Annotated in this window: 16 protein-coding genes and 1 pseudogene; 12 read left to right on the forward strand and 5 right to left on the reverse strand. The window is 70.7% G+C overall.

Features of this window, described 5'->3' with window-relative positions; all coding sequences use genetic code 11:
• The first annotated feature begins 134 nt into the window (after positions 1 to 134).
• Entirely contained in the window at positions 135 to 1,145 is a 1,011-nt protein-coding gene (locus WA640_RS05275) for a hypothetical protein (RefSeq protein WP_442904663.1), read from the forward strand.
• Between the two features lie 62 nt (positions 1,146 to 1,207).
• Here the strand turns inward: WA640_RS05275 and WA640_RS05280 are convergent, their stop codons facing one another.
• Positions 1,208 to 2,593: an NAD(P)H-quinone dehydrogenase gene (locus WA640_RS05280; RefSeq protein WP_335986449.1), complete on the reverse strand. Its 1,386-nt coding sequence runs from the start codon at positions 2,591 to 2,593 to the stop codon at positions 1,208 to 1,210.
• 108 nt (positions 2,594 to 2,701) lie between these two features.
• On the opposite strand from WA640_RS05280, the pseudogene WA640_RS28780 reads away from it, so the two are divergent.
• Positions 2,702 to 3,091, forward strand: a pseudogene (locus tag WA640_RS28780) (gamma-glutamylcyclotransferase); the annotation flags it as partial.
• A gap of 170 nt (positions 3,092 to 3,261) precedes the next feature.
• On the opposite strand, the gene WA640_RS05290 reads toward WA640_RS28780, so the two are convergent.
• Positions 3,262 to 4,452 (reverse strand): amidohydrolase, encoded by a 1,191-nt coding sequence (locus tag WA640_RS05290; RefSeq protein ID WP_106364075.1) that lies wholly within the window; start codon positions 4,450 to 4,452, stop codon positions 3,262 to 3,264.
• Between the two features lie 551 nt (positions 4,453 to 5,003).
• Positions 5,004 to 6,590, reverse strand: a complete 1,587-nt coding sequence (locus tag WA640_RS05295) for an acyl-CoA mutase large subunit family protein (RefSeq protein ID WP_335986452.1) — start codon at positions 6,588 to 6,590, stop codon at positions 5,004 to 5,006.
• A gap of 176 nt (positions 6,591 to 6,766) precedes the next feature.
• Here WA640_RS05295 and WA640_RS05300 point away from each other — a divergent pair, with 176 nt between their 5' ends.
• Together WA640_RS05300 and WA640_RS05305 are read left to right on the forward strand one after the other, a co-directional pair.
• Positions 6,767 to 8,713: a serine/threonine-protein kinase gene (locus WA640_RS05300; RefSeq protein ID WP_335986453.1), complete on the forward strand. Its 1,947-nt coding sequence runs from the start codon at positions 6,767 to 6,769 to the stop codon at positions 8,711 to 8,713.
• 56 nt (positions 8,714 to 8,769) lie between these two features.
• The gene (locus WA640_RS05305; protein ID WP_335986454.1) at positions 8,770 to 10,443 is read left to right on the forward strand and encodes a phospho-sugar mutase; all 1,674 of its coding nucleotides are present in this window, start codon (positions 8,770 to 8,772) and stop codon (positions 10,441 to 10,443) included.
• A 47-nt stretch (positions 10,444 to 10,490) separates the two neighbouring features.
• On the opposite strand, the gene upp is transcribed toward WA640_RS05305, so the two are convergent.
• A complete protein-coding gene (gene upp / locus WA640_RS05310) occupies positions 10,491 to 11,123 on the reverse strand; it encodes a uracil phosphoribosyltransferase (RefSeq protein WP_106364078.1) in 633 nt (210 codons plus the stop codon).
• A 94-nt stretch (positions 11,124 to 11,217) separates the two neighbouring features.
• Here upp and deoC point away from each other — a divergent pair, with 94 nt between their 5' ends.
• From deoC to WA640_RS05350, 8 genes are all read left to right on the forward strand, one after another.
• Positions 11,218 to 12,132: a deoxyribose-phosphate aldolase gene (gene deoC, locus WA640_RS05315; RefSeq protein WP_106364079.1), complete on the forward strand. Its 915-nt coding sequence runs from the start codon at positions 11,218 to 11,220 to the stop codon at positions 12,130 to 12,132.
• A 2-nt stretch (positions 12,133 to 12,134) separates the two neighbouring features.
• Complete coding sequence (locus WA640_RS05320; RefSeq protein ID WP_335986455.1) at positions 12,135 to 13,553, forward strand: aldehyde dehydrogenase family protein; 1,419 nt, start codon at positions 12,135 to 12,137, stop codon at positions 13,551 to 13,553.
• On the forward strand, positions 13,546 to 14,418 hold the full coding sequence (locus tag WA640_RS05325; protein WP_335986457.1) for an aldehyde dehydrogenase family protein: 873 nt from the start codon (positions 13,546 to 13,548) through the stop codon (positions 14,416 to 14,418). Before WA640_RS05320 ends, WA640_RS05325 begins: the two co-directional genes overlap by 8 nt.
• Positions 14,419 to 14,559: 141 nt before the next feature.
• Positions 14,560 to 15,393, forward strand: a complete 834-nt coding sequence (locus WA640_RS05330; protein ID WP_335986458.1) for a hypothetical protein — start codon at positions 14,560 to 14,562, stop codon at positions 15,391 to 15,393.
• 310 nt (positions 15,394 to 15,703) lie between these two features.
• Complete coding sequence (locus WA640_RS05335) at positions 15,704 to 17,239, forward strand: hypothetical protein (protein ID WP_335986459.1); 1,536 nt, start codon at positions 15,704 to 15,706, stop codon at positions 17,237 to 17,239.
• Positions 17,236 to 17,661 carry a roadblock/LC7 domain-containing protein gene (locus WA640_RS05340; RefSeq protein WP_091048495.1) on the forward strand — a complete coding sequence of 142 codons (426 nt, stop codon included), beginning with the start codon at positions 17,236 to 17,238 and terminating at the stop codon, positions 17,659 to 17,661. Before WA640_RS05335 ends, WA640_RS05340 begins: the two co-directional genes overlap by 4 nt.
• Before the next feature lie 315 nt (positions 17,662 to 17,976).
• Positions 17,977 to 19,584, forward strand: coding sequence for an HNH endonuclease signature motif containing protein (locus tag WA640_RS05345; RefSeq protein WP_335986462.1), 1,608 nt, complete (start codon positions 17,977 to 17,979; stop codon positions 19,582 to 19,584).
• A 387-nt stretch (positions 19,585 to 19,971) separates the two neighbouring features.
• Positions 19,972 to 20,541, forward strand: a complete 570-nt coding sequence (locus WA640_RS05350) for a hypothetical protein (protein WP_335986463.1) — start codon at positions 19,972 to 19,974, stop codon at positions 20,539 to 20,541.
• A gap of 163 nt (positions 20,542 to 20,704) precedes the next feature.
• Here the strand turns inward: WA640_RS05350 and WA640_RS05355 are convergent, their stop codons facing one another.
• Positions 20,705 to 21,292 (reverse strand): GTP-binding protein, encoded by a 588-nt coding sequence (locus WA640_RS05355; RefSeq protein WP_335986464.1) that lies wholly within the window; start codon positions 21,290 to 21,292, stop codon positions 20,705 to 20,707.
• Between the last annotated feature and the right edge of the window lie 4 nt (positions 21,293 to 21,296).

A 21,296-nucleotide genomic window follows, 5' to 3' on the forward strand; every position in this document is an offset into this window, starting at 1 on the left:
CCGGGCCGTCCCGCACCCCTGTGGACCGTCCCCAATTGAGGGAAGATCCACACTTCGCGGACCGTTCTCATATAACTTCGCTCTGTAGTCGACCCGTCACAGCGAGGTCGCGCGACTGGAACGAAGGAGCACTTGTGAAACGCATGGCCATCCTCGGCGCGGGCTCGATGCTGCTCGCCGCCGCCCTCGCCGCGATCCCCGCGACCGCCGCGGGTGCCCAGGGAGCGGAAGAACTCACCAAGAAACTCCTGGTGAACGCCCCGTTCACCGGCAAGGGCGACAACCTGCCGCCCGACGCGATCTCACTCGACGCGTGCCTCACCGCCGCCACCGAGATCAAGGGCGCCAACGAATTCGGTTCCTGCGCCGACCAGAACATCGGCCCTGTACCCGAGTCGGGCAAATCCCCCGGGTACCTCCAACTCACCGACGCCGGCCTCTACGACACGGGCGCCGCCATCTACAACCACGCACTCCCGAACAAGGGCGGCATCGAGGTCACGTTCGCCCAGTGGCAGTACGGGGGCACCGGCGCCGACGGCATCTCGTTCTTCCTCGTCGACGGCGACACGGACCTGACCTCCGTGGGAGCCTACGGCGGGAGCCTGGGCTACGCGCAGCACACGAACACGCCCGGCATCGAAGGCGGCTACCTGGGCCTGGGCCTGGACGCCTGGGGAAACTTCTCGGCCGACACCGAGGGCCGCGGCACCGGCTGCCCCGAGGACTACCGGGCCCCGGCGCACCTCCAGATTCCGTTCAACAAGGCGCCTGACAACGTGGCCCTGCGCGGCCCCGGCGACGGCATGAACGGGTACTGCCTGCTTGCGACCACCGCGACCGACGAGAAGATCGGCGAGTACAACAACGGCGACGTCTACGGAACGACGTTCCCCGAGAGCCTGCGAGGCGACTCGCTCGCGGACGGCAAGCGGCTGGTGAAGCTGAAGGTCGGCGACGGCGAGCACCCCAAGGTCACCGTCGACATCGACTTCCAGGACGGCGCGGGCTGGGTCCGGGTCCTGGAGTCCGAAGTGCCGTTCGCGGCGCCCGACACCTTCAAGATCGGCTTCGCGGCCTCCACCGGCGGCGCGACCGACGTCCACCTGATCCGCCACCTGCGGGTGGAGACCTTCGTCGAATAGGGGAACCAGGAAAAGAGGGGCCCGCGCCGGGAAGGCGCGGGCCCCTTTCATGTCTGCTGCCGCTAGAACTCCATGAGCTGGCGGGCGGCCTCGGCGACCGAGCCCGACAGCGACGGGTAGATCGTGAACGTCCGCGCGACCTGCTCCACTGTGAGCCGCTGCTCCACCGCGAGCGCGATCGGCGTGATGAGCTCGGAGGCGCGCGAGCCGACGACGATGCCGCCCGCGACGATCCCCGACGAGTTCCACGCGAACAGCTTCACGAAGCCCTCGGTGCGGTCGACCATCTTCGCGCGCGGGTTCGACGCGAACGGCAGCAGCACCCCGCGGCAGTCGGCCTTCCCGGAGTCCACATCGGCCTGCGTGACGCCGACGGAGGCCAGCTCCGGGTCGGTGAACACGTTCGCGGCGACGTGGGCGAGCTTGATGGGGCGCACGGCCTCGCCGAGCGCGTGCCAGATCGCGATGCGGCCTTGCATGGCCGCGACGGAGGCGAGCGCGTGGACGCCGGTGACGTCGCCCGCGGCGTACACGCCGGGCACGTTGGTGCGGGAGACCTTGTCGACGGGGATGAACCCGCGCTCGTCGACGGTGATCCCGTACGCGTGCAGGCCCAGGTTGTCGGAGTTGGGGATCGAGCCGACGCAGATGAGCGCGTGGGAGCCCTCGATGACGGTGCCGTCGTCGAGCTCGACCTCGACGCCGTTGTCGGTGCGGCGGGCCGCGGCGGCGCGGGAGTGGTTGCGCACGTCCATGCCGCGGCGCACGAACACGCGGCCGACGGTCTCGGCGGCCTCGGCGTCCTCGTGGGGCATGACGCGGTCGCGGGAGGAGATGAGGGTGACCGCGGAGCCCATGGACAGGTACGCGGAGGCGAACTCGGCGCCGGTGACGCCGGAGCCGACGACGATGAGGTGCTCGGGGAGTTCCTTGAGGTCGTAGAGCTGGCGCCAGGTGAGGATGCGCTCGCCGTCGACGGGGGCGGAGGTGAGGGTGCGGGGGGTGGCGCCGGTGGCGATGAGGACGACGTCGGCGTCGGCGTCGTACGGCTCGCCTTCGAGGGGGACCACGTGGAGCTCGTGGACGTAGTTGTAGCCCTTGTCGACGCGCAGGGCGCCGCGCCCGTAGACGATGTTGACGCCCGCGTTGACGAGCTTCTGCGCGATGTCGGCGGACTGCTGGGTGGCGAGGCGGCGCACCCGGCCGTTGACCGCGACGGGGTCGGTGGTGGCCTCTTTGGCCGCCACGCCGAGCTCGGAGGATTCGTGGATCTCGGTGAGCACGTTGGAGGCCGCGATGAAGGTCTTCGAGGGGACGCAGTCGGAGAGGACGCAGGCCCCGCCGGCCCCCGTGGCCTCGATGAGGGTGACGTCGGCGCCGAGCTGGGCCGCCACGAGGGCGGCCTCGTACCCGGCCGGGCCTCCGCCGATGATCGCTACTCGTGCCACGGGGCGCGCCTTTCGGTGTTCGGGATGCTTCAGTGCGGGCAGGTTTAAGGGTATCTTCGAGTCGTGCATCTCTATGCCGCGTATGGCTCGAATCTCGACCCTGCCCGCATGCGCGCGACCTGCCCGCGGTCGCCGCTGGTCGGCACGGGCTGGCTGGAGGGCTGGCGCCTGACGTTCGGCGGCGCCGACCTCGGCTGGGAGTCCGCGGTCGCCACCGTCGTCGAGGCGCCCGGCGAGCGGGTCTTCGTGTCGCTCTACGACCTCGACCCGGCCGACCGCCAGGTCCTCGACGAGCTGGAGGGCTTCAACTCGAAGCTCTACCGCAAGATGCACTCCCAGGCCGCGACCCTGGAGGCGAACCGCCCCGTGTGGCTCTACGTCTTCGAGGGCTTCGAGGGCGGCCTGCCCTCCCAGTGGTACCTCGACGAGATCCTCCGCGCCGCCGAAGCCGCAGGCGCGCCCCAGGACTACGTCGAAGCCCTCCGCAAACGCCCCACCGCGGAATTACCGCAGCTCAACCCGCATGTCGCCCCTACCGGATACGGTTCGGATAGGGGCGCTTCGGATGTCCGTTTTGCCCGGACCCTCCGTTCACGTTTCGCCCGCACCGCAGCCCGGACACGGCAGCGGGGCGGGCGCTTCGCGCCCGCCCCGCTCTGCCTATGCCTCTAGAACGCCGGGCTCTGGGCCGCGGCGAGGACCGTGTGGACCATGACCCGCACGCCGTGCGAGAGCGCGACCTCGTCGATGTCGAAGTTGCCCTGGTGGATGTCGAGCCGCTCCCCCGGCCGCCCGACCCCGAGCCGCGCCATCGCGCCGGGGATCTGCTCCAGGTAGTACGCGAAGTCCTCGCCGCCCATGGACATCGGCGCCTCGACCACGGCGTCCGGGCCGAGCGCCGCGGCCGCGGCGCCCGCGAACATCGCCGAGGCGGCGCGGTCGTTGACGACCGGCGGCACGCCGCGGCGGTAGTCGATCTCGCACTCGACGCCCGAGGCCCGCGCGACGGAGCGCGTGATCTCCTGGACCAGGTCCGGGATCATGTCCCAGGTCTCGCGGCCGTGGACGCGCACCGTGGCGCGCGCGAGCGCCTCCTGCGGGATCGCGTTCGCGGCCTCCCCGGCCTGCACCGCGCCGAAGACGATCGCGACGGACTGCCGCGGGTCGAGGCGGCGGTTGACCAGGGCGGGGACGTCGACGACGACGCGCCCGATGGCGTTCACGAGGTCGGTGGTCAGGTGCGGGCGGGACGTGTGGCCGCCGCGGCCCTTCATGCGGACCTCCATGACGTCGCACGCGGCCGTCAGCGGCCCGTTGCGGACGCCGATCTTCCCGGCCTGGAACTGCGGGTCGCAGTGGAACGCGAAGATCGCGTCGACGTCGGTGAGCGCCCCGTACTTGATCATCGTGGGCGCGCCGGACGGGAACTGCTCCTCGGACGGCTGGAACACCAGGCGGAACCGCCCGGGCAGGCCCTCGCGGGCCTCCAGCTCGCGGAGGACGCGGCCGACGCCGAGGAGCATCGCGGTGTGCGCGTCGTGGCCGCACGCGTGGCAGACGCCGTCGACCGTCGAGCGGTACGGGACCTGCTTCGGGTCGTGGATCGGCAGCGCGTCCATGTCGGCGCGGATCGCGATGACCCGGTCGCCGGTGCCGATATCGCAGGTCAGGCCCGTGCCGTCGGGGATGATCTGCGGCTGGAGCCCGGCTTCGAGGAGCCGCGCGGCCACGTAGTCGGCCGTGTCGTGCTCCTGGCGCGACAGGCGCGGGTTCGCGTGGATGTGGCGGCGGGCCGCGACGACCTCGTCCGCGTGGGCGGCGAGCCAGGCGTCGAGGAAGTCCGGCAGCGATGTGGACATGACCTGCTCCGAAGCGGTGGTGCCGGAAACAGCGCTCCCGGCTGCGGTGTCGAACGAGGGCAAGGCGGCGGGTACCACGAGACACGACTCCGGTGCGACGGCACTCGGCAGCGGCTCATTGGATTTCGTGGCGGTACCCATCTCGACGACTTTCTCCGCAGTGAGCGTGTACATTTCCTTCGCGCCTCGCAATTCGCGTTCGAGGATCAAAGCCAATGGAGGGCGATCCGGCAAGCTTAATCCGATCGCACTCCGTTGCGGCTAGCGCCGTGATTTGCGACGCCCGGCGGCCGCGTCCGGGTGCATCACGGCGAGCCCGGGGTCACGGCCGCGCGACAGCCGGTCACGGCCCTGCGGGCCGAACCTGCCGTCATAAGGCATAACGCTTGCCGAGCCGATAAGTTACGGCTGAGATCCGACTTTTGAACGGACCGTGGACGCGTCGCCGTTCGATGACGCGTCCGCGGTCGAGTCTTTCCCCGCAAGAGGTTTCCGGCGACAGACGCGGTGTGCGTTCACCGGTCCGGGCCGATCCGTCGGCCGGGCGCCGCTCACCAGGTCTCGGCGGGCACGTGGCGGCCCCATTCGGCGGCGAGCGCCGTGCACACCTCGCCCACGGTCGCCCCGGCCTTGAGCGCCCGCTTGAGCGGGTACAGCACGTTCGCGGTCCCGGCGGCGGCGGCCGTGACCTCGGCGAGCGCGGCCTCCAGCTCGGCGGCGTCGCGTCCGGCGCGGTGGGCGGCGAGGCGCTCGACCTGCGCCGCTTCGATAGCGGGGTCCACTTTGAGCGGTGAATAGGGCGCTTCGTCCCCATTGAGGACGTATTTGTTGACGCCGACGACGGTCTGCTCCCCCGAGTCGATGCGCTTGGCCGTCTCGTAGGCGCTGCGCTCGATCTCGCCCTTCTGGAAGCCCTCCTCGATGGCGGCGACGGCCGAGCCGTGCGCGAAGACCGCGTCGATGAGGCGCAGGGCCTCGGCCTCGACCTCGTCGGTGAGGGCCTCGACGGCGTAGGACCCGGCGAACGGGTCGACGGTGGCGGTCAGGTCGGTCTCGGCGGCGATGACCTGCTGGGTGCGCAGGGCCAGGCGCGCGGAGGTGTCGGTGGGCAGCGCGATGGCCTCGTCGTAGGCGTTGGTGTGGAGCGACTGGGTGCCGCCGAGCACGGCGGCGATGGCCTGGACGGTGACGCGCGCGAGGTTGACCTCGGGCTGCTGCGCGGTGAGCTCGACCCCGGCGGTCTGGGTGTGGAACCGCAGGCGCATCGAGCGGGGGTCCTTCGCGCCGAAGCGGTCGCGCATGACGTGGGCCCAGATGCGGCGGGCGGCGCGGAACTTCGCGACCTCGGTGAGGAGGGTGGAGCGGGCGACGAAGAAGAAGGACAGGCGCGGCGCGAACGCGTCGACGTCGAGCCCGGCGTCGAGGGCGCAGTTGACGTACTCGATGCCGTCGGCGAGCGTGAACGCCAGCTCCTGCGCGGGAGTGGCCCCGGCTTCGGCCATGTGGTAGCCGGAGATGGAGATGGTGTTCCACTGCGGGAGCTCGGCGGCGCAGTACGCGAACGTGTCGGCGACGAGCCGCAGGGACGGCGCGGGCGGGAAGATGTAGGTCCCGCGGGCGATGTACTCCTTGAGGATGTCGTTCTGGATCGTGCCGCGCAAGGAGCCCGGGTCGACGCCCTGCTCCTCGGCGACCAGCTGGTAGAGCAGCAGGAGGACGGCGGCGGGCGCGTTGATCGTCATCGACGTGGAGACCTCGCCGAGCGGGATGTCCGCGAAGAGGGTCCGCATGTCGGCGAGGGAGTCGACGGCGACGCCGACCTTGCCGACCTCTCCGGCGGCCTCGGGGGCGTCGGAGTCGTAGCCCATCTGGGTGGGCAGGTCGAACGCGACGGACAGGCCGGTGGTGCCCGCGGCCAGGAGGTCCCGGTAGCGGCGGTTCGACTCGGCGGCCGTGGCGAAGCCCGCGTACTGGCGCATGGTCCAGGGGCGGGACGTGTACATGGTCGGGTGGACGCCGCGCGTGTAGGGGAAGGACCCGGGTTCGCCGAGCCGCTCCGCCAGATCCTCCGCGGCGTCGCCGGGACCGTAGACGGGCCGGATCTCGATCCCGTCTCGGCCTTGCGGTGACGACTGCATGGCTGCCATCCTAGGTGGTGAACCGCGCCTCCGGGAAGCAGCGCGCCTCCCGGCGGCGCCTTCGCGCACCTGGGACGGCGTCCCGCCGTGACCGAGGATCACTTGTGTATCCCCGGTACCGCACCGGTGGCCGGGACGCGGCAGACTAGGAGGGATCCCTCGCGAGGAGTGGTTGCATGACGTACTCATCTGACTACGGTCGCGGTGGTCCCGGCGCCTATGAGGACCCCCGATCCGGCCCGGTGCCGTCCCCTCGGTATCCCCCCGAACCCCAAGCGCCCCAAGGCGATCCGTACGGATCGGAGCCGCGGCGCGACCCGCACCCCTCCTTCGGCGGACGCTTCACGGGATCGGACCCGTACCCCTCGGGCCAGCAGGGCTACAACCGCGACCCGTACGGCGGCGACTCCTACGGCGACTCCTCGTACCGGCACAGCTCCTCGTACGGCAACTACGGGAACCTCGGGCAGAGCTTCGCGGTCGGCCCCGAGCAGGGCCAGCGCCCGCCCGGGCCCGGCGGCCCGGGGAACCGGGCCCGGCCCGGCGACCTGGTGGGCGACCGGTACCGGCTCGAAGACCTGGTCGGCAAGGGCGGCAACGGGTCCGTGTGGCGCGCGACCGACACGGTGCTGCGCCGCGAGGTGGCCCTCAAAGAGGTGTTCCTGCCGCCGGACCTCCCGCCGCACGAGCGGGTCCAGCTCATCGACCGGTCGCGGCGCGAGGCGCAGATCGCGGCGGGGCTGTCGCACCCGTCGGTGATCCGCGTGTTCGACGTCGTCGAGCACGGCGGCCTGCCGTGGATCGTCATGGAGCTGCTCCAGTCGCGGAGCCTCGCCGAGATCCTCTCGCAGGACGGGCCGCTCCAGCCGCGCGTGGCCGCGAAGATCGGCCTCGCGCTCGTGGGGGCGCTCCAGGCGGCGCACGACGCGGGGATCATCCACCGCGACGTCAAGCCCGGGAACGTCCTCATCTCCACCGACGGGCGCTGCGTGCTCTCCGACTTCGGTGCCGCGCAGCTGCACCAGGTCTCGGGCGGCACGACCCCGGGGAAAGTGCTCGGCTCGGCGCACTACATCGCGCCCGAGCGGGCCGTGGGGCACCCGGCCGAGCCCGCCTCGGACGTGTTCAGCCTCGGCGTGACCCTGTACGCGGCCGTCGAGGGGCGCCCGCCGTTCGACCGGGGCGACGCGGTCTCGACGATGCGCGCGGTCGTGCAGGAGCCGCCGGAGAGCCCGCGCAACGCCGGGCCGCTGACGCCGCTGCTGGGCGGGATGCTCGCGAAGGACCCGAACCAGCGCATGCAGCTTCCCGAAGTGCGCCATGAACTCCAGACGCTGCTCGCCGGGCAGTTCGCGGGCCCCGCCGGCCACCAGTCGCCGCCCTACCGCGGCAATGAGGCGTACCAGGAGGGGCCGCCCGCGACGACGGGCCCGCGCCCGCGGGTGCGCGACGTCGAGTCCGAACCCGAGCGCGGCAACCCGTGGAAGTCCGGCGCGGTCATCGCGATCTGCATCATGCTCGTGCTCGTCCTCGGCTGGGGCGCTTACAAGCTCCTCACCGGTGACGGCGGCGGCGGCGAGGGCGGCGCGGACCCCGGTGCCAGCGAGGGCGCGTCCGACGGCGGGGAGTCCCCCTCGGACGGGGGCGAGTCCCCCGACGAGAGCGACGGCGCGGCCCCGTTCGAGACGAGCACCTATGAGGGGGACGGCTTCTCGGTCGCGTACCCGAAGGACTGGTCCGAAGGGGAGAGCGGCGACGACTTCGTGTCGTTCTTCAACCCCGAGGACGACACCCAGTGGGTGCGGTTCTACTCCCAGTCCGACCGCGGCGCGGGCGACCCCGAGGGCTACCTCTCGGAGTACTTCGACGGCCTCGGCTCCGAGATGACCGACCTGGAGCAGGTCCGGTTGGAGGACACCGAGATCGGCGGCCTGAGCGGCTCGGTCCTGGAGTACACCGGGACGAACCTCGACGAGGTCGGCGCCGAGCGGCACTCGGTGTGGGCCGTGGTGGACGCGGGCGACGGGTCCACGTTCGGGATCTTCATCTCCGGCGACGCGGATACATGGGATCTATCACGAGGGGTGTACGACACCGCGGCGGCGTCGTTCGCTACCGGCTGAGGCCACACCGTCCGCAACACCGGTCTCCCAGGCAGCGGATATGCGACCATTTCCCCATGACCGACTCTGCGCCCGCCATCGACGCGAACCTCGACGCCCTGCGCGCCGAAGCGCTCCAGTGGATCACCGACGACCCCGACAAGGCCGGCCGCGACGAGCTGTACCGGCTCCTCGACGGCCTCCCCGGGACCGCGGCCGAACTGGCCGACCGGTTCTCGGGCCGCTTGAAGTTCGGGACGGCGGGCCTGCGCGGCCCGCTCCGCGCGGGCCCCAACGGGATGAACCTCGCCGTCGTCCGGGCCGCCGCCGCCGGGCTCTCCAACTGGCTGGACGCCAAGGGGGCCGAGGGCCCGGTCGTCATCGGCTACGACGCGCGCCACGGGTCCCGGGACTTCGCCGTCGAGACCGCCCGCGTCGTCACCGGCTCGGGCCGCCGGGCCCTGCTCATGCCCGGCCCGCTGCCGACCCCGGTGACCGCGTTCGCGGTGACGCACCTGGACGGCGCCGCCGCGGTGCAGGTGACCGCGAGCCACAACCCGCCGCAGGACAACGGGTACAAGGTGTACCTGGGCCGCGCGCTCGGCGGTGACCTCGGCGCGGGCGCGCAGATCGTGCCGCCCGCCGACACCGAGATCGAGGCCGCGATCGAAGCGCTCGGACCGCTCTCGGAGATCCCGCTCGGCGACGAGGGCGAGACCCTCGACGGGTCCGTCCTGGACGAGTACCTCGCCGCCATCGCTTCAGTCGTGGACCCCGACGACCCCAAGCGCCTCGCCTCGGTCGCGACGCCGATGCACGGCGTCGGCGGCGCGACGCTCGTGAAGGCCATGGAGCGGGCCGGGTTCCCCTCGCCGACGCTCGTGCCCGAGCAGGCCGAGCCCGACGCGGACTTCCCGACCGTGGCGTTTCCGAATCCGGAGGAGCCCGGCGCGATCGACCTGCTCAAGGCCCTCGCTGCCGAGGAGGGCGCGGATGTGGCGCTCGCGCTCGACCCGGACGCCGACCGCTGCTCGGTCGCCGTCCCCACCGGCGACGGCGGGTGGCGGCAGCTCTCGGGCAACGAGGTGGGCGTGCTCCTCGCCGACCACTGGATGCGCAAGGGCCGCACCGGGACCTACGCGACCACGATCGTGTCCACGACGCAGCTCAAGGCCATGTGCGAGAAGCGCGGGCTGAAGTACATGGAGACCCTCACGGGCTTCAAGTGGCTGGCGCGCACCAGCCCCGACCTGGCGTTCGCGTTCGAGGAGGCCCTCGGGTACTGCGTGGCGCCGGAGTTCCTGCGCGACAAGGACGGCATCTCCGCGTCGCTCGTGGTCGCCGAGATCGCCGCCGGGCAGGCCGCCCGGTTCGCGACGCTCCAGGACCGCCTGGACGAGCTCGCCGAGGAGTTCGGCGTGTACGAGACGGGCCAGCTGTCGGTGCGCGTCGAGGACCTGAGCGAGATCGCCGCGTGCATGAAGCGCCTGCGCGCCAACAAGCCCGCTTCGCTGCTGGACGAGCCCGTGACCGACTACCTCGACCGGCTCCCCGAAGCCGACGTGGTCACGGTGACGACGGCGAACGCGCGCGTCGTGTGCCGCCCGTCCGGGACCGAGCCGAAGCTCAAGGCGTACCTGGAGGTCCGCGAGGACACCGGCGGCGACCTGACCGCGGCGCGCGAGCGCGCCCGCGCGGGCGTCGAGGCCCTGCGCGCTGAAGTCGCCGGGATCCTCGGCGTGCCGCACTAGACGACACGAAGAAGGGGGCCGCGCCGAGCGGCCCCCTTTTCCCGTTCCTAGAAGCGGCGGTAGGCGCCGAACTGGCGGTCGCCCGCGTCGCCGAGGCCGGGGACGATGTAGGCCTTGTCGTTGAGCTCCGGGTCGACCGCGGCGGTGGTCATGCGCATGGCGATCCCGGAGGATTCGAGCTTCGCGATCCCGTCGGGCGCGCACAGCACGCTGACCAGGTCGATGTCGGTGCAGCCGCGCGCGGCGATCATCTCGCAGCAGCGCAGGAGCGAGCCGCCGGTGGCGACCATGGGGTCGAGGACGATGACGTGGCGCCCGGCCAGGTCGTCGGGGAGGGACTCCATGTAGGCGTAGGGCTCGTGCGTCTCCTCGTCGCGGGCGAGGCCGACGAAGCCCATGGAGGCGTCGGGGATCATGGCCTGCGCGGCGTCGGCCATGCCGAGCCCCGCGCGCAGCACCGGGACCAGGACCGGCGGGTTCCCCAGCCGGTAGCCCGTCGCGGCCGCCACGGGCGTCCTGATCCCGTATTCGGTGACGGCCACGCCGCGCGTGGCCTCGTAGACGAGCATCATGGTGAGCTCGTGCAGGGCGGCCCGGAACCGCGGTGAGTCCGAGCGCTCGTCGCGCATGGCGGTGAGCCTGGCGGCGGCGAGCGGGTGTTCGACGATCTTGACATCCACGGTTCATAACCTTAACGCCCAGTTCGCCGCGCTAATGTGAGCTGGTCACCACAGTCTGGTTCAAGCGTCACCGAGAGACGGATACGATCGGGTCATGGGATCAATTCTGAGCGGCGCCGAGGCCGCGTCCCTCGTCCGCGCCCTCCCGGGCGTCGACGCGGTCGGCCTCGAAGCGCGCGCGGCGGGGCTCTCCACCCGCTCGGTCAAGACGACGTCGAAAGCGCACGCCATCGACCTCGCCATCAGCATGATCGACCTCACCACCCTCGAAGGGGCCGACACCCCCGGCAAGGTCCGCTCGCTCGCCGCGAAGGCGATGCGCCCCGACGGCGACGCGCCCGCCACCGCCGCCGTCTGCGTCTACCCGTCGATGGTCGCCACCGCTAAAGAAGCGCTTCAGGGCAGCGGCGTGCTCGTCGCCTCGGTCGCCACGGGCTTCCCCGCCGGGCAGGTCCCGCTCGACGTGCGCCTCGCCGACACCGAGTCCGCGGTGCGTGCCGGGGCCGACGAGATCGACATGGTCATCAACCGCGGCGCGTTCCTCGCCGGGGACCTCGAACGGGTCTTCCACGAGATCAAGGCCGTCAAGGCCGCCAGCGGCGACGCCCGGCTCAAGGTGATCCTGGAGACCGGCGAGCTCGCCACCTACGACGCGGTGCGGCAGGCCTCCTGGCTCGCGATGTACGCGGGCGCCGACTTCATCAAGACCTCCACGGGCAAGGTCGGCGTCAACGCGACCCTCCCCGTGACCCTGCTGATGATGCAGGCCGTGCGCGACTACCGGGCCGCCACCGGGATCCAGGTCGGCGTCAAGCCCGCGGGCGGCATCCGCAACACCAAGGACGCGATCAAGTACCTCGTCACCGTGAACGAGGTCCTCGGCGACGACTGGCTCTCGAACCACTGGTTCCGCTTCGGCGCGTCCAGCCTCCTCAACGACCTGCTCATGCAGCGCCAGAAGCTCAAGACCGGCCACTACTCCGGCCCCGACTACGTGACGGTGGACTAGCCATGTTCGAGTACGCCCCCGCGCCCGAGTCGGTGCGGCCCGACATCAAAGAGCACTACGGGCTCTTCATCGACGGCGAGTTCGCCGACGGCCAGGACGTGTTCAAGTCCGTCAACCCCGCGACCGAGGAGGTCCTCTTCACCGTCGCCGAGGCGGGCGAAGCGGACGTCGCGCGCGCCGTCGCCGCGGCCCGCCGCGCCCAGGAGACCGTGTGGGGGCCCATGAGCGGCACCGAGCGCGGCAAGTACCTGTTCCGCATCGCCCGGCTCCTCCAGGAGCGGGCCCGCGAGTTCGCCGTCGCCGAATCCCTCGACAACGGCAAGCCCATCAAGGAGACCCGCGACTTCGACGTGCCCACCGCGGCGCAGCACTTCTTCTACCACGCGGGGTGGGCCGACAAGCTCGCGTACGCGGGGCTCGGTTCCGATCCGAAACCGCTCGGCGTCGTCGGCCAGGTCATCCCCTGGAACTTCCCGCTCCTCATGCTGGCGTGGAAGATCGCGCCTGCGCTCGCGTGCGGGAACACGGTGGTGCTCAAGCCCGCCGAGACCACGCCGCTGACCGCGCTCATGTTCGCCGAGCTGTGCCAGGAGGCCGACCTGCCCGCGGGCGTCGTCAACATCCTCCCCGGCGCGGGCGCTGCCGGTGCGGCCGTCGTCAACAGCCCTGTGGACAAGGTCGCCTTCACCGGTTCCACGGCCGTGGGCCGCGCCATCGCGAAGGCCGTCGCGGGCTCCAAGAAGAAGGTCACCCTGGAGCTGGGCGGCAAGGCCGCGAACATCGTCTTCGACGACGCCCCGATCGACCAGGCCGTCGAGGGCATCGTCAACGGCATCTTCTTCAACCAGGGCCACGTGTGCTGCGCCGGGTCGCGACTCCTCGTCCAGGAGTCCGTCGCCGACGAGGTGCTCGCGCGGCTCAAGGAGCGGGTGTCGACGTTGCGGGTCGGCGACCCGCTCGACAAGAACACCGACATCGGCGCGATCAACTCCGCCGAGCAGCTCGCCCGCATCACCGCCCTCACCGAGGCCGGGCGCGGCGAGGGCGCCGACGTGTGGCAGCCCGCCTGCGACCTCCCCGAGAACGGGTTCTGGTTCCGCCCCACCGTGTTCACCGGTGTCCAGCAGTCCATGCGGATCGCCCAGGAGGAGATCTTCGGGCCCGTGCTCAGCGTCCTCACGTTCCGCACCCCTGACGAGGCGATCGCCAAGGCCAACAACACGCCGTACGGGTTGTCGGCAGGGGTGTGGACCGAGAAGGGGTCGAAGATCCTGTGGGCCGCCGAGCGGCTGCGCGCGGGCGTCGTGTGGGCCAACACGTTCAACCAGTTCGACGCCGCCAGCCCCTTCGGCGGCCTGAAGGAGTCCGGATACGGCCGCGAAGGCGGCCGCCAGGGACTGGAGGCGTACCTCGATGTCTGAGCGACTGCGGGTGAAGAAGACCTACAAGCTGTACGTCGGCGGGAAGTTCCCCCGCTCCGAGTCCGGAAGGAGCTACCCGGTGAGCAGCCCCGACGGGACCGAGCTGGCGAACGCCGCGCTCGCCAGCCGCAAGGACGCCCGCGACGCCGTGGCCGCCGCGCGCAAGGCCCAGCGGCCGTGGGCGGGGCAGACCGCGTACCTGCGCGGGCAGATCCTGTACCGGGCCGCCGAGATGCTCGAAGGCCGCGCCGGGCAGTTCGCCGAGGAGCTGGCGGATGCGACTGGCGCCGACCCGCACGACGCGCTCGGCACCGTCGAGGCCGCGATCGACCGGCTCGTCCACTACGCGGGCTGGACCGACAAGTACACCTCCGTCCTCGGCGGCGCGAACCCCGTGGCCGGGCCGTACTTCAACCACACGACCCCCGAACCGCTCGGCGTGATCGCGGTGATCGCCCCGCAGGACGACCCGCTGCTGGGCCTCGTCGAGGCCGTCGCGCCCGCCATCGCGACCGGGAACACCGTGGTCGTCCTCGCCAGCGAGGCGAAGCCCTTGCCCGCGTTGAGCTTCGGCGAAGTGCTCGCGACCTCCGACCTGCCCGGTGGCGTGGTGAACCTGTTGAGCGGCAAGGCCGCCGAGGTCGCGCCGCACCTGGCGTCCCACGCCGACGTCAACGGGCTCGACCTCACCGGGGCCGACCCGGACCTGGCCGCCTCCCTGGAGGCCGCCGCGGCCGAGACCCTCAAGGTCGTGCGCCGCCCCGGGAAGAGCGGGAGCGCGCTCGACCTGCTGCGGCAGTGGACCGAGTACAAGACCGTGTGGCACCCGGCCGGGATGGCCGCGGGCGCCGGGGGCGCGTACTAGTGATCGATCCGGGGCCCTTTCCGTAGCGACGGAAAGGGCCCTGTCGCTATCCACAAAGAAAAGCGCACACCGGATGCGATGCGGCGCGCGCTTGCGTCGTAGGCTGTTCCCCAGCTAGACGACTTACGGGAGGGACGCGACATGGCGGCCGAATCTGACGCGCCGGAGCGCGGTGCCGACACCGAGAAGCTCTGGAACGAGACCGGGGTTGACCCGGTGGAACTCCACCTGGGCAAGGACTCGGGGTACACCCTCCGCGCCTACCGGATGTCGGACACCCTGCCGGGGCAGAAGGACGACGAGCCCTCCGAGGAGTCGGAGGAGTCGGACGAGGAACTCGCCGAAGAGGAGATGGTCGCCGAGGGCGCACCCGTCGACGGCGATGACGGCGAGGACAAGGACGGCGACGAGGACGAGGAGTCCGAGGAGCCCGACCCCAAGGACTTCGAGGACGACGAGCCCGAGGAGGACGCCCTCGACGCCGAGCCCGAAGAGGTCCCGGTCTTCCTGACCCGCAAGGGGAAGCTCCTCGTCTTCCGCGAGCCCGCCGCGCTCGTCGCCTACGTCAAGGAGAGCGACGACCACGACCTCGCCGCCATCGACGAGTGGGCCGACCTCAAGGACCGCGTGACCGAGGACGACATCGTCTGTGACGAAGCCGACACCTACGAGCTCGACCTCGTCGTCGCGAACCTCCGCGGCGGCCACGACACGTGGGAGCCCGAGCTGCTCATCAAGGCCGCCGAAGTCGGCCGCGACCTGGGCTACGCCCTCAAGAACGACTCCGTGATCGCCGCGCTGGCGCCCGGGTCCCCCCTCGACGACCTCGACGAGACGTTCCGCGTCGTCGTCGACGGCGGCTTCAAGGGCAAGCTCGCGAAGCGGCGCCTGAAGCGCAACGACGCGCAGCAGGCGGCCATCGCCTGGCGCGGCGTCATCGCCAAGATCAACGACCATGTGGAATGGCGCGGATAGCGCGCGCCCCACTCAGCCGAACGGCCACACTCCGATGGCCGCCGAGTCCGATTTCCGAAGCCGCCGCGGGAGTCCCGCGGCGGCTTCGCTGCGTTATTCCACAAGGGAATGACCAGGTGGCGGCTGCCAGTGAATTGACGGATATGTGTGCTATGGCCTTCGCTCCGTAGGCGAACCCGCACAGGCAGTCCGCTTGCAGAACCGAGTATTCTGCGGAAAACTGATAACGGACTGGTAAAAACGGGCCGGGCACCAGCCCCGGCGACAGGGGACTGCGCCGGCTGCGCGCCCTACGAGAGGAGCTCCGCGGGTGCAAGTGTTCTGCGGCATCACCACCGACCAGCAGGCGTCCGGCGCCGGGCACGGCGACACTGCGTGCGCCGTCGCCCTCGTGGCCGCCGGAGGCGGCCTCATCGCCACCGACACCTTCGGCGACGATCCCCGCGGCTGGGTCCGCTTCAACGGGCTCCTCGCCAGGTCGGCCCCGGGCCAGTCCGTCTCGATCTCCGTCGCCGGAGACGTCGTCCAGCTCGCCGAGTTCGCGGCCGCCGCCGGACAGCTCGTCGTCCGCGCCGACGCCCGGGCGCTCCGCTCCAAGGACGCCCTCGACGACGCCATCGCCATCGCCCGCGGACTCGCCACCGGCGAGGTCGCCGGGCAGCCCCTCGCCGCACGCCCTGAGGTCGCCGCTCTGCGCCCGATCCTGGACACGGTGGCCTCGGCCGCCAGGGCCCGCCACGACGCGGCAGAGGCGCTCACGTGCCTCCTGCGGGCCGTCTTCCCGGCGGCCCTCGCCGCATGGGACGACCCGAGCGAGGCCAACGCCGTCGCGATCCTCACCCGGCTCCCCCAGCCCGGCGCCCTCCAGTCCATCTCCACCGAGGAGCTCGCCGCCGACCTGGCGACCGTGGCCGACCCGGGACAGGTCGCGGCCATGGCCGGCGCGCTCACCGAGGCGATCCGCGAGATCGGCGGCGGCGACGACCCGTCCGTCGCGCCTTCCGTGTCCGCCACTGCCGAGGCCGTCTCGGCCTGGGACCGCTCGCTCGAAGGACTCATCGGCCTCCTCCAGGCCAAGCGCCCCAAGCCCGAGTCCGCGCTCCCCCACCACGTCTCGCCGCCCCTCGACGAGGACCGCGCCACGCGCCGCCGCGGCCGCGGGCACGACTCCGACACGCACCGGACCGTGCGCCTCCCCGGCGACCTCCCCGACCGCCAGAGCCTGCGCGCCCTCGACCCCGCGTCGCAGCTCCACTCGGTGGTCATGCCGGACCTCGAAGCGACGCAGGTCATCCCGGACTCGTTCTCCTCGCCGTCGATGCAGCAGCCGGTGGACAGCGAGGGCGGCCAGACCCGCTCGATCCGCCGCCGCCGCGCCGAGCCCGCCGAGCTCCCCCACACCGAGGAGCCGGTGCGCCGCCACCCTTGGCAGCCCAGGGAGGACATCGCGATGGTCGACGTCGCGAGCCTCGCAGCCGACGACGACGGCCTCCTGATCTTCGGCCAGGCCAAGAGCGCCTGGTTCAAGCGGCCCGAAAGCGAAGAGCCCGAGTCGGAGTCGTGGAACCTCCCCGGCGACGACGGCTGGCGCACCGCCCGCACGGCCACCGAGACCCCCGCGACCGAGGAGCCCACCACCGCGGCCGGCCTCCCCCGCCGCAAGCCGCAGGCCAACCTGGTCCCCGGCGCGGTCGTCGCCGACGAGCACCCGCGCTTCGACGAGCCCATCGACCGCGACCCGGAGCTGCTGGCGCAGAACACCGCCGGTTACTTCCGCGGCTGGGGCCGCGCCCGCGGCGGGCGTCCGGGCAGCCCCGCGAGGACGGAGAGGATGGCCGCCCGATGAGCGCCAATCTCGGCGTCTACGAGCGCTCCCTGAGCATGCTGCTCGGGTCGCTGGTGGCGCGTACGCCTGGGCTGTCCCATGCGGTGCTCGTGAGCGTCGACGGCCTGCCGCTGGCGGTGTCCGCCGGCCTTCCGAAGGAGCGCGCGGATCAGTTGGCGGGCATCGGTTCCGGCCTGCTTTCGATTGGCGAAGGCGCTGGGCGGTCCATGGACCACGGTCCGGCGCAGCAGGTGATCGTGGAGATGGCCGAGGGCGTGCTCCTGGCGGCTCCGGTCGGGCCGCAGATTTGTTTGACGCTTTTGGCTGTGTCGCAGTGCGATCGGGAGCAGCTGGGGTACGAGCTGGGACAGTTCACGATGCAGGTTGGGCCGTTGTTGAACGAGGCTCTGACCAATACGGGTTCGATTCCGAAGGTCGTCTGAGCAAGCGCTGACACGGCCCTGAGGCAGCTCTGCTGCCTTGGGGCCGTTTTGTTTTTGGGTTAGAGCGGGCAGCGACGAAGAGGTCGACCTGTTGCTGAGGTTGGTTGGCGGCCATGGGGTTCGAGGGTGGGTGGGTGGGCAGGCAGGCGAGTGGTGGTGCGGGTGGGCCTGGATGAAACTTCCTCACCAAAGATCACCCTTCTGGGTGTTGACGCACTTTAGCACACAGAGTCACAATTGAAGCACGAGCATCGAACAGGCAGACGGAACCAGGCAATACATTCGAGAACAGTGACAGGCGAGGGGGTGATCCCGATGGCGACCAACACGATCCAGGCCCGCAGCAGTGACCAGGCCCAGACCATCCGGACCCTCCTCGACACCGCCGCCGCCGCGATCAACACCCACCACGCGGCGGTCCTGTCCTCGGTCATCGCGATGAAGGAACAGAACCTCCACCGCACCGCCTTCGGCTACTCCGCCTTGAGGGACCTCCTGCTGTCCCAGTTCGACTTCACCCACCGCACCGCCGCCGACATCGCGGCCATCGCCCGCCTCTCCTCCAAGTTCCGGGCACTGGTCGAAGCAGCCGTCTCAGGTTCAGCGAGGATCGACCAGGTCGCCTACGCAGTCAGGCAACTCGACCGCACTCCCGCGGTACGCCTGTTCGCACTCACCCCCTTCCGAACCCCGGTCCCCTCCCCCTTCGATGCGGACACCCTCTGCGCGACACCGGAACACCTCATCGCCCAGTACTGCACCCACGCCCCCTTCAAAGACCTCCAAAGGCACCTCGACGAACTGGCCGCCAACCTGGCCGAGGAGTCCGAACTCCTCGACTCCCTCGGCGAGCAGTCCCTCCAATGGATCGAACTGGCCGAGCAGGACAACGGCATGTGGGCCCTCTCAGGGGAACTCTCCTCCGACACGGGCAGACTCCTCGACAAGTACCTGAAGACCGCCTGCCCGCCCCCGCGCCAAGACGAGGCCGATAGTGAGGGTGTGCTTCCGGCCCAGCCGAACCGGCACGCCGAAGCCCTCCACCAGCTCCTCGCCGGATACGGCACCAGCCCCGACGCGGTCAAGCGCCACGGCCACACCGCCACCCTGGACCTCATGGTCGACATCCAGACATTGCAGGGCAAGGAGACCGGCCGCACCCCGCTCCTGGAGGGCCAGCCCATCTCGGTCGCCAAAGCCCGCCACCTCGCCTGCGAAGCCGGGATCATCCCCGGCGTCTTCAACTACGAAACCGGCGAAGCGATCGAACTCGGCAGAGCCGCCCGCCTCCCGAACCAGGCGCTTCGCCGCAAGCTGGAGCTTGAGCAGCGCGAAGGGTGCGCCTGGTCCGGCTGCTCCAGGCCGGTCGCCTGGACCGAAGCCCACCACATCACCCACTGGGCCGACGGCGGCGAAACGAACGCGGACAACCTGATCCTCCTTTGCCGCTTCCACCACGGCCGCATACATACTTCCGGCTGGAGCGTCGAGAAGACCGGCCCCGGCCAAGCCCTCATCACCCACCACGACCACCCCGGGACCGACCCCCAGGCCGGGCAGGCCGGGCAGGCCAGGGAATGCGGATGCTCCGACTGGCGCACCGATGCGGACATGGATGCCGAGCACGCCACCGATGAAGCGAACGATGTCTTCCCGACCGGGCTCTACCGCACCGAATGGTCCCCCACCCTCAAACCCAACCTCGACTCCAGAGCCGAAGCAGCCGAACAGCAAAGAGCCCTCGCCGCTATCCGGACAGCCAGAGCCAAATGCCGAACACGCTTCACACCCCACGCCAAAGAGCCCGCACCGACCAAGGCAAGCGGGCCGACCGGACCGCCCTCGTCCCCGCCTTCGCCCTCACCCTCGCCCAGCCATCGGGAACCGATCCCGGCCGGCAGCCCAGGAGACCCGCCCTTCTGAACCTGCCCGCCCCGGGCCAGCCAACCAGGGCGGGAGAAGGAAGGGAAGGCACAGGCACATCAAGACTCCAGGCCCGGCACCCCACCTTGGGCCGCCTCCCACATCTCTCCGTCGCCGCCAAAGAACCCACGCCCCATCACACCCCGCCAGCCACAGCACCCGACCCCACCCTCCCACCCACCCCGCTGTCGCCGCCGAAAAGACCGCAGCCACCACGGCACGGAAAGCCGCAGAATTCGGCCCGTTCAGATCCCGCTCATGAGAGCCGCCTCGCGCAGACATCGGTCCCCTGCATCGGAATCCCGTGAACCCCGGAGTCGTCCACGGCCGGGCATAATCGCTGGCATGTCCCCGCTACCCCCTCGGCAGTCGGATGAGGTATCGGCAGTGCCCTCGCCATCCGAGCAGATCGAAGCACTCGCAGCGCTCTACAGCGCAGAGCGATCCAGCGCCACCAATCTGGGAAACGAGCGCCTCGCTTTGCTGGCCTTGCAGATCACCTACCTCGGCCTGGCGGTGATCGCCCTCGGCAGCGACTCGCTGCCGGGCGGGGTTTGGGGAGCGGCGTTCTCGGCGTTCCCGTTGTGGTTCATCCACTCCTATCACCTGGTGCTGGTGGCGCTGAGCATCGTCCGCACCCGCTCGATCAACCTGCTTGAGCAGGCTATTTACGACCGCAGTGGGCTGCCTTCGGATCTGCGACCGCTGATCGGCAACAAGGCGGGAGCGATGGTGCACTACGCCGACTACCAGCCACCGCTCCTCAAGCTGCAAGCCGCCGTCGCCTACGGCGGGATCGGCGCGGTGATGGTCGTGTTCACCGGTTACGCGCTCATCGTCGCCGCGCAAGAATCCGGGTGGCGCGAGGCGCCTGTACTACTCGCGGGGACCCTCTACGCGTGCCTGTTCGTCGCAGTCAGCTTGTCGTGGCGGTTCGTCTCCCGGATCGCGCGCTGAGCGGTCCGGCGGTCGGCCCGGGCAGCGCGCGAAAGGGGCGCAAGGCAGATGAGTTGCCTTGCGCCCCTTTTCGCTATGGTCCAGGTGGTTGGGTCAGCCTAGACGGTCGCCGCGCGGGTCAGGCGCGGTTCGCGGTTGTCGCCGTGCGTCCGTTTGTGGGCACTTAGTGGACGCCGACGGTGCGGGTGCGCCGCATCGACAGCACGTACTCGACGAGCTTGATGAGCACCTGCTTGGTGGACTCCCGGTTGCGCGCGTCGGTGTAGAGCACCGGGACCTCCTGAGAGATCTGGAGCGCGTCGCGGATGTCCTGGATCTCGTGGAGCTGCTTGCCGTCGAAGCAGTTCACCGCCACCAGATACGGGAGCTTCCGGTGCTCGAAGAAGTCGATGACCGAGAAGCAGTCGGCGAGGCGGCGGGTGTCGACCAGGACGATGGCGCCGATGGCGCCGCGGACCAGCTCGTCCCACATGAACCAGAAGCGGGTCTGGCCGGGGGTGCCGAACAGGTACAGAATCAGGTCCTGGTCGATCGTGATGCGGCCGAAGTCCATCGCGACCGTGGTCGTCGCCTTGTCGGGCACAAGGTTGTTGTCGTCGACGCCCTCGGAGGCGGAGGTCATGATCGCCTCGGTCGTCAACGGGGTGATCTCGGAGACCGAGCCGACCAAGGTCGTCTTGCCGACGCCGAAGCCACCGGCGATGACGATCTTGGCAGAGGTCACACGAGAGGTGTCTGCGGGTGAGTTCATTAGG

Origin of the sequence: Glycomyces sp. MUSA5-2 (assembly GCF_037034145.1) — a bacterium.
Classification (GTDB): domain Bacteria; phylum Actinomycetota; class Actinomycetes; order Mycobacteriales; family Micromonosporaceae; genus Glycomyces; species Glycomyces artemisiae.